Genomic DNA, 13,221 nt, shown 5'->3' with positions numbered 1-13,221 from the left:
CCCCGCGCCTTAGAACTTATAGTTCAGCTTGAGCGAGGCGAAGCGTCCGCGCGGATCGGCTTGCGTATAGTCAAAGCCCGAGGCCGAGTAATCCCACGGCGCGCGCTTGTTGGCCAGGTTCTGCACGATGAAGGTGACATTCGCCGCGGGCGTCACCTGCCAGCTGGTGGTCACGTCAAACGTGCTGAAGGCGGCCACCGACTCGTCCAGGTGCGTGTTCTGCGCATAGCTGCCCACGTAATTCCAGGTCAGGGTGGACGACCATTTGCCCTGTTCCCAGGTGGCCGAGGTGACGCCGCGCCATTTCGGGATGGAGCCGAAATAATTGGTGCCGGCGCCGTCCGTCAGCGGCGCGCCGTCGGACAGCGGTTCGGCAAAGCGCAGCACGCGGCTCAGCTGGCCGGCCAGGGTCAGCTTGCCCCAGTCCTTGTCGGTGAAGCGCTGGCGCAGGTCCAGGTCGATGCCCGACACTTCGCGCTGGCCCTGGTTGCGGTACTGGCGGTACAGGGTCGTGATGCGGCCGTCGGCGTCGCGCGTGATCTTTTGCGGCGCCGTCGCCTCGTTGGCGATGGTGGTGGTGGCGCTTTCCGTGCCGATCACGCCATCTTGCCTGATGCGGTAGTAATCGAGGCCGATGCTCGAGCTGCTGGTGGGCGACACCACCACGCCCAGGTTCAGGTTGTTCGACCGTTCCGGACGCAAGGCGGTGTTGGCGATGGTAATGGCCGTCACGCCGCGCGTCTGCGTCGGCGTGATCGGGTCGCGCGGGTCGAGCACGCTGACATAGCTGACGGCCGTGCTCTGCGTGATTTCCGGCAGCGACGGCGCGCGGAAGCCACGCGACACGGTGCCGCGCACCAGCAGCCACGGCGCGGCCTGGTAGCGGGCGCTGGCTTTCGGCGAGAACGCATTGCCGAAATCGCTGTAATGGTCGGCGCGGCCCGCCAGGTTGACGGACAGGTCTTTGACCACCGGCACGTTGAATTCGGCAAACAGGGCCGACACGCTGCGCGCACCGTTGATGATGTTGATCGCCGGGCGCAGCTCGGTGCCGGACAGCACGGCCGTCGAGGTTTGCGAATCCATCTTTTCGCGGCGCCACTGGGCACCGGCGGCAAAGCCCAGCGGGCCGGCAGGCAATTGCCACAAATCCTTCGCGGCCGAAAAGTCGACGGTGTCGAGCGTCGACTCGGCCGGACGCAGGGTCGACAGGCGCAGGCGGTTGCGCACCGCTTCGCTGTTTTGCGCCTGGTCAAAGAAGTTATAGCTGCCGTCGGCCAGCACCTGCTGGAATGCGTAGCGGTTGACGAAGTTCTGCACGGTTTCCTCCAGCTTGCTGCTCGAGTGGCCCACGGCCGCATCCCAGTCCCAGCCCGCCAGGGTGCCCTTGACGCCCGCCAGCGCGCGGTAGAACGTGACCTTGTCCTGCTTCAGGCGCGGTCCCAGGTCGAACAGGGTGGCCGTGAACGGCAGGGGCGTGGCGCCGGGATTATTCGGGTGGCCCACGGGCAGCACGACGGGAATCGTGTCGAGCGCTTGCGTCGCATTGTTCCACACGCGCGTGGCATTGTTCACCGTCAAGGGCGCGCTGAAGGTCTGGTCGGCGCGCGAGTAACTGTGCAGCAAGTCGACATACGCTTCCGTGTCCGCATTCAGCTTCAGGGTGCCGCGCGCGGCCGAGTGGATGCGCTGGATGCCGGGAATCAGGGTCTTGTATGGCGAAGGGTTATACGCCAGCACTTGCCCCGTCTTGCCGGGCGTGATGTCGCCATAATTGACCAGTTGCAATGGTCCGCGCACGCCACCCAAGGTCCGGGTCGGGTCCGTGCCCGCGTAGTTGGTGATGGCCCAGCCCAGGCTGCCCCGCTGCTGCTTGCGGAAGTCGGCATCGCGCATCCACGCCACGTCGCTTTGCTGCAGCTTGTCGCGCTGCTGCGCATCGACCGAGAAGACCAGGCTGTAGCCGTCTTCCTCGAGCTTGCCAAAGCCCGTCTGCAGCGCCGCGCTCTTTTCATGCTGGCCCGTGCCCTCGGTCGAGCCGCCCCACTGCGCCGTGATGTCCGTGCCCGTGAATTCCTTGTACAGGATGATGTTGACCACGCCGGCCACGGCATCGGAGCCGTACACGGACGAGGCGCCATCCTTGAGTACCTCGATACGCTGCACGGCCGCCATCGGCAGGCTGTTCAGGTCAACAAAGGTTTCCTGCAGGTTTTGCGCCGTCGCATAGCTGGCCACGCGCTTGCCATTGACCAGGATCAAGGTATTTTTCTGGCCGATGCCGCGCAGCGACAGGCCCGAGGTGCCGGCCGAGAAACTGCCCGTGTACTGTTCGTTGTAGCTGTTGCCGCTGTTGGCGGAAATCGACCGCAGCACGTCCGACACGCTGGTCTTGCCGCTGGCTTTCAATTCCTTGGCGGTAATGACCTGGACGGCGCTGGCGCCCTCTTTTTCGCTGACGCGGATATTCGATCCGGTGACGTTGACCCTGGCGATCTCCTCCTCGGCATGGGCGAAGGCGGGGAAGGCGGCGGCGATGGCAAGACTGATGGCGAGTGGTTTGAACATGGTTTCCTCTTATTGGGATTGCAGCCTTCTTCAGATAAAAAAGGCCGAGCAGGGGCACGCGGGCCGGATGGGCCTACGGGCAAGCGACGACGGGGGTGTTAAGAAATTACGGGATGCGTGGACGCGCACGCATCGGCATCCACTGCGCCATGCATTGCATGGTCAGCTGATGCCGGGTGGCGGAAAAAATGGCAGAAAGAGTAAAGCGCAACATAAAAGACACCGGTAAGCGGGGAAATGCCACTATATCGCGGTGTCTTTATGGCGTGAACGAATTAAAAATTGATTGTATATATGATTTGAATCTAAGGCCTTGCCGATGATGCCAGGTCAGGCATCGGCCACGGCGGCCGCGCGGCCAGCCTGCAGGCGCCACCAGTACCAGGAGACCAGCGCATTGATCCAGTAGGCGGCGTACAGCACGGCCGTCAGGTGCAGGCCACGGCTGTAGTACAGCGGCACGGCGACCGTATTGACCAGCAGCCAGAAGCCCCAGGTTTCGATGCGCCGGCTCATCAGCAGGAATTGCGCGATGATGCTGAACACCAGCACGGCTGAATCGATGAAGGGCGCGTAGGCATTCGTGAACCGGTGCAGCAGCATGCCGTAGATGAACACGGCGGCAACACCGGCAGGCACGATCCAGGCCAGGCTGCGCCAGCCCGTGCGCGTGATCGGCAGCGGCTTGCCGCCCGCGCCGCGCCGCCATTGCAGCCAGCCGATGACGCAGGTGACGATGAAAAACAGCTGCAGCAGCACGTCGGCATACAGGTTGACCTGGTAAAACAGCACGGCGAACAGCACGCAGCCGACCATGCCGATCCACCAGGAATGAATGTTGTTGCGTCCGGCCAGGACGATGGAGGCGGTCATCAGCACATTGGCGGCGATCTCGAGCGGGGGAGTCAAGCGGTAATCCTTTGCGGGGCGGAGGGTGGATGCACCGCGCCACTATAGCCGATTTGGGCTGCCCGTCGCCGCAGGCCATGCATCCAGGAAAGGCGGCATGTCGCACATGCCACTTGACTTCCCTGGCCATTCTGGCAAATTGAATATCAAGTTGAAACTCTATGGAAACACCCCGTATGCGCTTGCGCCATTTCCTGTTTGCGGCAATGCTCGGCATATGCGCAACACCCGCCCTGGCCTGCCGCATGACAATGGCGCTGGAACAATGGCCGCCCTATCTGTACCGCGATGCGCGTGGCGGCACTACCGGGCTCGACCTGGAATTGCTGCGCGCCATCTTCAAGGAGGCGCGCTGCAGCCTCGTCACCCTGCCCGAACTGCCCACGGCACGGCGCCAGTTGCTGTTCCAGCAGGGGGGCCTGGACCTGATGCCGGCCGCTTCCTACACGCGCGAGCGCGAGGCTTACGCGCGCTTTTCCGTCAGCTATCGCGACGAGACCGTCGGCGTTTTCAGCAAGCCGGGCAAGATGGCAAGCTTGCGCCATATCGGCAGCATCAGCCAGCTTTTGCACAGCAAGGCCACCTTGCTGGCGCCCAAGGTGGGCTGGTATGGGGAGGAATATGCGGCCGCCCGGCCCGCGCTGGAAAAAGACATGCGGCTCAATGTGTTCGGCAGCTTCCAGCAGGGCATCCGCATGCTCGACGCGGGCCGTGCCGACCTGCTGCTGGGCGACGTGCTGGCCGTGCGCCACGAAGCGCGCCAGCAAGGCATGGCGCTGTCCGCCCTGCCCTTCCTGGCGCTGCGCGCACCGGTCCACCTGATGCTCAATGCGCGCAGCACCAGCAGCGCCGACCTGGCGCGCCTGAACGCCGCCATCGCACGCCTGGAACAGCGCGGCACGCTGGCGGCGATACGTGCCCGCTACGAAGCGCCGTAAGCGATCAGCCCTTGGCAGCCGCTTCCAGGATTTCCAGCTTCGTTTCGCGGCCATTCTTTTGCACGCCCTGCGCCTTGTCGTAGCTTTCGATCAGCGCGCGGTACGGCGGCACGATGTGGTCGGTCATGATGGCGGCGAATGCCATCGCATCGGCGCGGTTCCAGGTGCTCATCACTTCCGCCAGCACGGCATAGGTGTCGATCGGCACGGCGCCGGCCTGCGCCACGCGCGCCATGGTGATGTCGGTGGCCATCTTCGACCAGTTGCCCGAGGCGTCGATGATGGCAAACACCTTGTAGCCGGCCGCCAGCGCGCTGATGGTGGGGAAGGCCATGCACACGCTGGTGAGCGTGCCGGCGATCAGCAGGGTCTTGCGGCCCGTCTTTTCGATGGCCTCGACCCAGGCCGGATTATCCCAGGCGTTGATCTGGCCCGTGCGCGGGATATAGACGGCTTCCGGGTTGAAATGGTGGATTTCCGGGATCAAGGGGCCATTCGGGCCGTCGGGCACGGAAGCGGTGGTAAAAGTCGGCATGTTGGCCAGGCGCGACAGCTTGGCCAGCGCCGTGACGTGGCCGCGCAGCACATGCTGCTCGATGTCGCGCACCAGCTGGAACAGGCCGCTCTGGTGGTCGATCAGCAGCATGACGGCGTCGTCGGGATCGATCATCGGTGGCAAACCTTGGAAGTTGGCGGGGGTGCTCATGGTGGTCTCCTGAAAAAACCATGCCGCGGGATGCGGCATGGGTACTGCATAAATTACTTCGCGATGCGGGCGAAGCGGCCGCTGTTGAAATCCTCGAACGCCTGCACGATTTCCGCCTCGGTATTCATGACGAACGGACCATGGCCGACGATGGGTTCCTTGATCGGCTCGCCGCTCAGCAGCAGCACCACGGCGTCGCTGTTCGCTTCGACGGTGATGCTGTCGCCATCGCGCTCGAACAGCGCCATCTGCGCTTCGCGCAGCACGCTCTCGCCGTTGACCAGCAGCGTGCCGTGCAGGACGATCAGCGCCGTGCTCCAGCCCCTGCTCACGGGCAACTCCGTCTGCTTTCCCTGGGCCAGGCGCAGATCCCACACCTGCATCGGCGAAAACGTGCGGGCCGGTCCGTGCTGGCCTTCGAAGTCACCGGCGATCACGCGCACCGAACCGGCGCCATCGGGCAGCGCCAGCGTGGGTATCGTCTCGCTGGTGATGGCCTGGTAGCCGGGCGCCGTCATCTTGTCTTTCGCCGGCAGGTTCACCCACAGCTGCACCATTTCCAGCGTGCCGCCCGACTGCGTGAAGGCAGGCGAGTGAAACTCTTCATGCAGGATGCCGGCGCCGGCCGTCATCCACTGCACGTCGCCGGGGCCGATCACGCCGCCCTGGCCCGTCGAATCGCGGTGCGCCACTTCGCCCTTGTAGACGATGGTCACCGTTTCGAAGCCGCGGTGCGGATGCGAACCGACGCCGGGCGGACGGGTGCCGGGCGCAAATTCGGCGGGGCCGGCGTAGTCGAGCAGCAGGAATGGGCTCAGCTGCTTGCCATGGCCGTTATACGAAAACATCGAGCGCACGGGGAAACCGTCGCCAACCCAGTGCTGGCGGGGTGCGCTGTAGATACCTGTGACTTTGTTCATCTCGATCTCCTGTTGGGGTTTGCATTACGATGGAGACAGAATAGACTTGCAACGATCAAGGCGGTAGACGGTAAAATCAGCCATCAGCGTTCCATGAATAGAACAGCCAGGAGGCGGCATGCAGGATTTGAATGACTTGTATTATTTTGTGCAGGTGGTCGACCATGGCGGCTTCGCGCCGGCCGGGCGCGCGCTGGGCATGCCGAAATCAAGACTGAGCCGGCGCATCGCGCTGCTGGAAGAACGCCTCGGCGTGCGCCTGCTGCAGCGCACGACGCGGCATTTCTCCGTCACCGACGTGGGGCAGACGTTTTACGAGCATTGCAAGGCGATGCTGGTGGAAGCGGAAGCGGCGCAGGAAGCGATCGAGCTGACGCGCGCCGCGCCGCGCGGCACGGTGCGCCTGTCCTGTCCCATCGCCCTGCTGCATTCGCTGGTCGCGCCCATGCTGGCCCGCTTCATGCGCGAGCATCCGCAGGTCACGCTGCTGCTCGAAGCGAGCAACCGCCGCGTCGACCTGGTGGCAGAAGGTTTTGACGTGGCCATCCGCGTGCGCCCGCCGCCGCTGCCCGACAGCGACCTGGTGCTGCGCGTGCTGGCCGAACGCAGCCAGTGCATGGTGGGCAGCCCGTTGCTATTCGCCGGCGCCCCGCTGCCGAAAGCGCCGGCCGACCTGGCCGACTGGCCCAGCCTGGCCCTGGGCATGCCGCAACAGCAGTACCACTGGGATTTGCATGGCCCGGACGGCGCGCGCGCCCAGCTGCGCCACACGCCGCGCTTCGTCACGGGCGACATGCTGACCCTGCGCGACGCGGCCGTGGCCGGCGTGGGCCTGGTGCAGCTGCCGACCATGATGATCACCGGGCAGGTGGCCGATGGCAGCCTGCTGCCGCTGATGGCGCAGTGGCGGCCGCAGCGCGAAATCATCCACGCCGTCTTCCCCTCGCGGCGCGGTCTGCTGCCGGCCGTGCGCGCGCTGATCGACTACCTGGCGCACGAATTCGCCGCGCTGGGCGAAGAATGAGGCACTCAGGTACGATGGCATCTTCTCCAATCGCCCCGATACCGCATGCGTATATTGATACTGTCGGACCTGCACCATGAATTGTGGCGCGAGGATGCGCCGCAAGGCGACCTCGCGCTCAGCCGTCCCGATGCCGTGATCCTGGCCGGCGATATCGACACGGGCACCCGTGCCGTCGCCTGGGCCGCCACCGCGTTTGCGGGCCTGCCGGTGCTGTACGTGCATGGCAACCACGAAGCGTATGGCCATCACCTCGACAAGGTACGCCAGGAGCTGCACGCAGCGTGCGCCGCCACGCAGAACGTGCATTTTCTCGACTGCGGCACGCACGTCATCGAAGACCCCGCCGGCGGCAAGGTGCGGTTCCTGGGCGCCACCCTGTGGACGGATTTCCGCCTGCTCGGCGACGACACGCGGCAAGCAGCCATGCGCGACGCCGAAGCCGTCATGAACGACTACAGGCGCATCCGCCTGGCCAACATGGGCTTTCGCAAGCTGCGCGCGGCCGACACCGCCATGTTCCACGCACAGCAAAAGGCCTGGCTGGCGCGCGAACTGGCGCAACCCTTTGATGGCGCGACAGTGGTCATCAGCCACATGGCGCCGTCGCTGCTGTCGGTGGACGATGCGTACGGCAGCGAGGCGTGTTCGCCCGCCTATGCCTCGCGCCTCGATGAACTGGCCGCGCAGGCGGACCTGTGGGTGCATGGCCACCTCCACGTCTCGCGCGACTACCGGATCGGCCGGTGCCGCGTCATAGCCAACCCCTGCGGCTACAAGACGCGCGGCGGCACGCCGCAAAATCCCCGTTTTGATCCGAACTTCATCGTCGAGCTGCAATCGCGTTAATCCAGCGCGCGAATCGTCAGGCTTCAGACGCCCCGCCAGCCACTGCTGCAGGCGGTGCTTGCCAGCCCGGCGGCCGCCACCAGCGGGTTGCGCGGCCTGGGCGTGGCTTTCACCTTGATTTTCATGGTGTTTCCTTTCAACCCGGTCGTCCAAAACAAAAAACCCCGGCGAGTTTCCTCACCGGGGTTGATAGGACACCGGCTCGGGATCGGCAATGCTGCCGATGGCCCCGGGCGCCATGCGCGGGGCTAATGCTTGTAGAACTTGCTGCCAGCCTGCTCGAACATGGGGCTTCCTTTGTCTGCTAGATCTGCACTACGGATGACGATTCCGCGCCGGATGCGGCAGTGCGTCAACCGCCTGGCATGGCGCATGCGCCTACGTCGTCATTTTGTCGCAGCCGCCTTTTCCTTGGCGATGCGGGCATCGAGCTTGGCTTCATTTCTGGCGGCGTAGTTGCGGCACGCCTGCGTATCGATGAAGGGATTCGGCGTCACGCCTTCCAGCAATTGCGTCAGCTTGAGGTCGCCGCCGGAGTGGTCGGGATGGGCCGAGATCAGGATGTCGCACGGCAGCCTGGCGAAGTCCTGCATGACGCGGCGGAAGGCCGGCGTCAGGTCCGCATGGCGCTCATCGGCCAGGTAATGAAAATCGTCGGCCGCCACCGGCGTGAGGCTGGCGCCGAACACCACGTTCAGGCATTCCTTGCGCTCTGCATCCTCGCACGAGACCCAGGTCCAGCTGGTGCTGCCTGGCGTATGGCCGGGCGTGTAGCGCGCCGTGATGGCCACGTCGCCCAGCTGCAGGGTTTCGCCATCGGCGATCTCGCGCACGTTTTCCACGGCCGGCATGGGATCGATTTCACCCGCCTGCGGGTCCATGGCGAGCACCGAGCCGGCGCGCAGCGCCTGCGCACCGAGCGGGCTGGCCACCACTTGCGCGCCGCTGTCGCGGGCCAGCGCGGCGATGCCGCCCGAATGGTCGAAATGCGCTTCCGTATTCAGGATGAACTTGATGTCCTGCAGGCGAAAGCCCAGTTCGAGAATATGTTCCTTGATGGCGGCCACCGATTGCGGCAGCGCGCCATCGATGAGGATCAAGCCTTCGCCCGTGTCGACCAGCACCACGCTCAAGCCGCCCACGCCCACGTAATACGTGTCGCCGTGGATGCGCGCCGGCTGCTGCGGGCGGTTCCACTGCGCCGCATACGGCGAGGCGATCGGTTGCGTCAGGGGATCGACGGCGGGCGGGGCGGCATGCGCGCCAAACGGCAACGCCATGGCGGCCAGCGCGGCGCAGAGCAGGGTCTTGGGAAAGAAGAAAGGCGGCATGTGGCTCCAGGAAAATAGGCTCGATGAATGGATGCCACAGGGTACCGTTGTCACCCTGGCGCGGTCAAGCAGACGGGCGCAGCGACTTGCGCTACGATAGAGGCCCATACACTGCCGTGCGCCTCGCCGCACCTCCTGCCATGCGTTTGCTGATCCTGTCCGACCTGCACCTGGAAGTCTGGGGTGCCGACACGCCCGCCATCAACCTGCCCGCCAGCCGCCCCGACCTGGTGATCCTGGCCGGCGACATCGACACGGGCAGCAATGCCATCGCCTGGGCTGCGCGCACCTTTGGCGCCCTGCCCGTGCTGTACGTGCACGGCAACCACGAAGGCTATGGGCATCAGCTCGAACACATGCAGGACGCCGTGCGCGACGCCTGCGCCAGCGCCAATGCACATGGCGCCAACATCCGCCTGCTCGACGGCGACGCCGTGGAACTGGACGGCGTGCGCTTCCTCGGCATCACCCTGTGGACGGATTTCCTGCTGTTCGGCGCCGAGCGCCGGGAAGAGGCACTGCAGGCGGCGCAAGCCTACATGCCCGACTACAAGCGCATCAGCACGGGCGGCGATGCGCCGCGCCTCTTGTGCGCCGCCGACACGGCCCGGCTGCACGCGCAGCACCGCTCCTGGCTGGAACAGCAGCTGGCGCAGCCCTTCGACGGCAAGACGGTGGTGATCACGCACATGGCGCCCTCGATGCTGTCGGTGGAAGCGCAATACGCCAACAATCTCGGCTCACCCGCCTTCGCCTCGCAGCTCGATGAGCTGGTGGCGCAGGCCGACCTGTGGGTACACGGTCACATGCACGCCTCGCTCGACTACCGCGTCCAGGACTGCCGCGTCGTGTGCAACCCCTGCGGCTACAAGCGGCCCGACGGCACGCCGGAAAACGAACGCTACGATCCCAGCTTCATCGTCGACATCGCCAGCGCGGTTTAATTTTTCCGATAGCTTAGCTGCACCACGCCGCTGGGCAGCTGGCGCGTTGCGTCCAGGCGCCAGTCGCTGCGCGGCAAGCCGCCCTCGAACAGGCGCACGCCCTTGCCCAGCACCACGGGCAGCACGGACAGGGTCAGGCTGTCGATGACGCCCTCGCGCAAAGCGGCGCGGATGACGGCGCCGCCATCGAGGTACACGTGGCGGCAGCCCTCCCCTGCCAGCCCCTCCAGCACTGATCGCACGCTGCCTTCGCGGCGCTGCTCGCCATGGCGCGGCGCGAAGTCGCGGTGGCTCAATACCACCACGCGCTTGCCCGCGTACGGCCAAGGATCGAATCCCAGCACGGCCTCATACGTGGTGCGGCCGATCAGCAGGGTATCGACTTGCGCCATCAGGGCCGTGTAGCCGGTGGCGTCGGGCGAGTCGGGGGCCAGCTCGGCCAGCCAGGACAGGTCGCCATCCTCTCCCGCGATACAGCCGTCGATGCTGATGCCGAGAAAAACGCTGACCAAAGTTTTTTGCATGGGTGCTCCTTCAATTAATTCTACAGTGTAGAATTATGCCCATGAAAACCCCAAAACTTCAAGCCATGGAATCTCCCGTGCGCGGCGTGGGCCGTCCGCGCCGCGCCGCGCCCGCGCTGGACAACGCCGCCATCCTGCAGGCGGCCCTGGCCCTGCTGGAAGAAAAAGGCGAAGCGTTTTCCATGCGCGCGCTGGCGCAAAGCCTGGGCGTCGATGCCATGGCCCTGTATCACTACTATGCGGGGAAGGAAGACTTGCTGCTGGCCTTGATGGCGCAGCGCTTTGCCGCGCTCGATCCGTGCCAGCCGCCGTTTACGCGGCGCCAGGCACCGCGGCGGCGCCTGCTCGCGCTGTGCGCGCTATACCTGGAACTGGTCAGTGCCACGCCGTATTTCGTGCGCCTGATGGCGCGCGGGCTGGTCACGCAAGCCGATGTCGCCGAGCGGTTTACGGCGCTGTTCGAGCTGGCCCTGGAAGGCCTTGATTTGCCGCAAAAGATGCGCCTGCGCGGCCGTGACGCCATCGTCGATTTCCTGCACGGCCATGCGCTGGCGGGCAGGCCGGCCAGCGAGACGCACTGGCACGCCTCGGTCGGCCTGATCCTGGCGGGCATGCGGGCAACAAGCTGAAAGCGACCCGCGATACGGGGCGAGCGGGACTAGCGCTTTTTCCGCATATTGTCCGCCCCCGCTCCCAGCAAGTCGAACAGATCCAGAGCATGCAGGGAATCCTGTTTTTTCAGCAGGTCGGCAAGCGAGCCTGGCGTTGCCGGAGCATCCCCGGCAGCGTGATTAAAATAATTAAAATCGAGCTCGATTTTATCTTCCAGGTCGCTGGCATAGTTTTCGGGATAAAGAGCTTGTTCCAGCTTGGGCAGGTCATTGAAATGCGCTAGTACCGACTTGAAGAAAATGGTCATCTTGCCGGTTGTGTTGTATTCCCGCATGGCTTCGGCCACCACTTGTTCGCGCCAGGTTTCTTCTTCCCGGTATGCCTGCATGAAGGCGGCGCGCCGCTCGTTGACCGTAAATGCCCCGCTTTCATCCTGGACGATGGTCGCCAATTGCTCGCGCGACAAGCCGGCGAAAGGATTCGGCGCCTTGCCGTCCACATACGCGGTGGCCGCGGCGGCGGACCTTGCGGAGGCCGCATCATTCGGTTCCGGCACCTGCCTTGCGGCGGCCGCTTTATGCTCGTCATCGAGCGTGTAAAGGATGGCATCGGTATTGCTGTTGATCCTGGCAGCGAGCGATTGGCGATCCAATCCCTGCATGTTCGCACCGGTGACCGATGCCGCCATGGACAGGCGCGAGGCAAGGGTGGAAATCACCGTGTCTTGCGCAGTAGCGCCGACGCCGCTGTTCGCCTGCGCAGGCGCTGCCTTTTCCGATAGCGCTGTCTTGCCTTCGGCAGCATAAATGGAAGAGGCGTGGTTTTCCCGCCAAGGCGGCATTCCTGCCGCAGCAATATTCACCATCGCACGCTCCTTGATAAATATTGTCATAATACAATAAATACAAAAAAAGCACGCAGCATGCCCGGGCGCTACCGCATCACTGACGATGCGCGGCGATGGCGGGCAAGGCGTAAGTGCGGTGCCGGACATCGTATCGTTGGCGAAAAATGTCCCGGGTCTGGCCAGGCCCCGCGCGCCTCGCCTTCATTCAGCTGCCGTCTTCAGGCAAACTTCTTGAAATCGGGCTTGCGCTTTTCAAAGAAGGCCGTAAACGCTTCCTTCGCTTCCGCCCCGCCCAGCATGGCGCTGAACAGCGTGTTTTCTTCCGCAATGGCCGCCTTCATCGGCTCCATGCGGCTTTGCTTCATCAGGCGCTTGGTGGCGCGGATCGAGGCCGCCGGCAGGGCCACCAGCTTGGCCGCCTGGCCTTGCGCGAACGTCATCAAGTCGTACAGGGGCACGACTTTCGACACCAGGCCCATTTCCAGCGCTTCGCTGGCCGGGAATGCTTCGCCCAGCATCAGTTTTTCCGCCGCGCGCGGGTAGCCGGCCAATTGCGTGAGCAGCAGGCTGGAACCGAATTCCGGGCACAGGCCCAGCTGCGTGAACGGCATCGAGAAGCTGGCGTTGTCGGCCGCGTACACGAGGTCGCAGTGCATCAGCAAGGTCGTGCCGATGCCGATGGCGGGGCCGGACACGGCCGCCACCACGGGCTTGCTGCTGCCGTACAGGGCGCGCATGAACTGGAACACGGGACGGTCATGGTCGAGCGAGCCATCCTTCGGGCGCGCCGTCTTCATGAAGTCATCGAGGTCATTACCGGCCGTGAAAATCTCGCGCTTGCCGCAGATCAGGATGGCGCGCACGGCGTCGTCCGTCTCGGCCGCCACGAGCGCATCGGCCAGGGTCTGGTACATGGCGCCCGTGATCGCATTCTTGCGTTCCAGACGGTTGAATTCCAGGGTCAGAACGCCCTCGCTCTTGCTGCACAAAATATCCATGTCGTCTCCAAATGATAAAGGGCGCCGGAGTCATCCCTCAGCGCCCTGTTT

At 64.6% G+C, this 13,221-nt stretch carries 13 protein-coding genes; 5 read left to right on the top strand and 8 right to left on the bottom strand.

The genetic code is table 11. From position 1 onward, the window contains the following. Positions 1-9: 9 nt before the first annotated feature. Both AC3RCJ_RS04225 and pnuC read right to left on the bottom strand, forming a co-directional pair. Complete coding sequence (locus tag AC3RCJ_RS04225) at positions 10-2,568, bottom strand: TonB-dependent receptor (RefSeq protein ID WP_492956795.1); 2,559 nt, start codon at positions 2,566-2,568, stop codon at positions 10-12. 330 nt (positions 2,569-2,898) lie between these two features. After that, positions 2,899-3,477: a nicotinamide riboside transporter PnuC gene (pnuC, locus tag AC3RCJ_RS04220; RefSeq protein WP_492956796.1), complete on the bottom strand. Its 579-nt coding sequence runs from the start codon at positions 3,475-3,477 to the stop codon at positions 2,899-2,901. A gap of 161 nt (positions 3,478-3,638) precedes the next feature. On the opposite strand from pnuC, the gene AC3RCJ_RS04215 reads away from it, so the two are divergent. Further along, entirely contained in the window at positions 3,639-4,415 is a 777-nt protein-coding gene (locus AC3RCJ_RS04215; protein ID WP_492956797.1) for a substrate-binding periplasmic protein, read from the top strand. Between the two features lie 4 nt (positions 4,416-4,419). Here AC3RCJ_RS04215 and AC3RCJ_RS04210 read toward each other — a convergent pair whose 3' ends face one another. Further along, on the bottom strand, positions 4,420-5,121 hold the full coding sequence (locus tag AC3RCJ_RS04210; RefSeq protein ID WP_492956798.1) for an isochorismatase family protein: 702 nt from the start codon (positions 5,119-5,121) through the stop codon (positions 4,420-4,422). Positions 5,122-5,174: 53 nt separating this feature from the next. Then, positions 5,175-6,041, bottom strand: coding sequence for a pirin family protein (locus tag AC3RCJ_RS04205; protein ID WP_492956799.1), 867 nt, complete (start codon positions 6,039-6,041; stop codon positions 5,175-5,177). 118 nt (positions 6,042-6,159) lie between these two features. Between AC3RCJ_RS04205 and AC3RCJ_RS04200 the strand changes: the two genes are divergently transcribed. Together AC3RCJ_RS04200 and AC3RCJ_RS04195 are read left to right on the top strand one after the other, a co-directional pair. Continuing rightward, on the top strand, positions 6,160-7,065 hold the full coding sequence (locus AC3RCJ_RS04200; protein ID WP_492956800.1) for a LysR family transcriptional regulator: 906 nt from the start codon (positions 6,160-6,162) through the stop codon (positions 7,063-7,065). Between the two features lie 45 nt (positions 7,066-7,110). Further along, complete coding sequence (locus tag AC3RCJ_RS04195) at positions 7,111-7,914, top strand: metallophosphoesterase (protein WP_492956801.1); 804 nt, start codon at positions 7,111-7,113, stop codon at positions 7,912-7,914. A gap of 386 nt (positions 7,915-8,300) precedes the next feature. Here the strand turns inward: AC3RCJ_RS04195 and bla are convergent, their stop codons facing one another. Continuing rightward, the gene (gene bla / locus AC3RCJ_RS04190; RefSeq protein WP_492956802.1) at positions 8,301-9,245 is read right to left on the bottom strand and encodes a subclass B3 metallo-beta-lactamase; all 945 of its coding nucleotides are present in this window, start codon (positions 9,243-9,245) and stop codon (positions 8,301-8,303) included. Between the two features lie 140 nt (positions 9,246-9,385). Between bla and AC3RCJ_RS04185 the strand changes: the two genes are divergently transcribed. After that, positions 9,386-10,189: a metallophosphoesterase family protein gene (locus AC3RCJ_RS04185; RefSeq protein WP_492956803.1), complete on the top strand. Its 804-nt coding sequence runs from the start codon at positions 9,386-9,388 to the stop codon at positions 10,187-10,189. Here AC3RCJ_RS04185 and AC3RCJ_RS04180 read toward each other — a convergent pair. Continuing rightward, positions 10,186-10,713: a dihydrofolate reductase family protein gene (locus tag AC3RCJ_RS04180; protein WP_492956804.1), complete on the bottom strand. Its 528-nt coding sequence runs from the start codon at positions 10,711-10,713 to the stop codon at positions 10,186-10,188. The genes AC3RCJ_RS04185 and AC3RCJ_RS04180 overlap by 4 nt on opposite strands. Positions 10,714-10,754: 41 nt before the next feature. Here AC3RCJ_RS04180 and AC3RCJ_RS04175 point away from each other — a divergent pair, with 41 nt between their 5' ends. Continuing rightward, positions 10,755-11,342, top strand: a complete 588-nt coding sequence (locus AC3RCJ_RS04175; protein ID WP_492956805.1) for a TetR/AcrR family transcriptional regulator — start codon at positions 10,755-10,757, stop codon at positions 11,340-11,342. A 29-nt stretch (positions 11,343-11,371) separates the two neighbouring features. Here the strand turns inward: AC3RCJ_RS04175 and AC3RCJ_RS04170 are convergent, their stop codons facing one another. Next, the gene (locus tag AC3RCJ_RS04170) at positions 11,372-12,190 is read right to left on the bottom strand and encodes a hypothetical protein (RefSeq protein ID WP_492956806.1); all 819 of its coding nucleotides are present in this window, start codon (positions 12,188-12,190) and stop codon (positions 11,372-11,374) included. 200 nt (positions 12,191-12,390) lie between these two features. Continuing rightward, positions 12,391-13,170, bottom strand: coding sequence for an enoyl-CoA hydratase (locus AC3RCJ_RS04165; RefSeq protein WP_492956807.1), 780 nt, complete (start codon positions 13,168-13,170; stop codon positions 12,391-12,393). Positions 13,171-13,221: the final 51 nt, after the last annotated feature.

Source organism: Janthinobacterium sp. GW822-FHT07H11 (genome assembly GCF_058798615.1).
Note: the sequence above shows the minus strand (reverse complement) of the source record. Positions and strands in the feature narration are given on the sequence as shown.

Bases quoted from the DNA above. Each gene is read 5' to 3' on its own strand.
- AC3RCJ_RS04200 (WP_492956800.1), top strand. From the start codon at position 6,160: ATGCAGGATTTGAATGACTTGTATTATTTTGTGCAGGTGGTCGACCAT.
- AC3RCJ_RS04215 (WP_492956797.1), top strand. From the start codon at position 3,639: ATGGAAACACCCCGTATGCGCTTGCGCCATTTCCTGTTTGCGGCAATG.
- AC3RCJ_RS04195 (WP_492956801.1), top strand. From the start codon at position 7,111: ATGCGTATATTGATACTGTCGGACCTGCACCATGAATTGTGGCGCGAG.
- AC3RCJ_RS04210 (WP_492956798.1), bottom strand. From the start codon at position 5,121: ATGAGCACCCCCGCCAACTTCCAAGGTTTGCCACCGATGATCGATCCC.
- AC3RCJ_RS04165 (WP_492956807.1), bottom strand. From the start codon at position 13,170: ATGGATATTTTGTGCAGCAAGAGCGAGGGCGTTCTGACCCTGGAATTC.
- AC3RCJ_RS04225 (WP_492956795.1), bottom strand. From the start codon at position 2,568: ATGTTCAAACCACTCGCCATCAGTCTTGCCATCGCCGCCGCCTTCCCC.
- bla (WP_492956802.1), bottom strand. From the start codon at position 9,245: ATGCCGCCTTTCTTCTTTCCCAAGACCCTGCTCTGCGCCGCGCTGGCC.
- AC3RCJ_RS04170 (WP_492956806.1), bottom strand. From the start codon at position 12,190: ATGGTGAATATTGCTGCGGCAGGAATGCCGCCTTGGCGGGAAAACCAC.
- AC3RCJ_RS04185 (WP_492956803.1), top strand. From the start codon at position 9,386: ATGCGTTTGCTGATCCTGTCCGACCTGCACCTGGAAGTCTGGGGTGCC.
- AC3RCJ_RS04205 (WP_492956799.1), bottom strand. From the start codon at position 6,041: ATGAACAAAGTCACAGGTATCTACAGCGCACCCCGCCAGCACTGGGTT.
- AC3RCJ_RS04175 (WP_492956805.1), top strand. From the start codon at position 10,755: ATGAAAACCCCAAAACTTCAAGCCATGGAATCTCCCGTGCGCGGCGTG.
- AC3RCJ_RS04180 (WP_492956804.1), bottom strand. From the start codon at position 10,713: ATGCAAAAAACTTTGGTCAGCGTTTTTCTCGGCATCAGCATCGACGGC.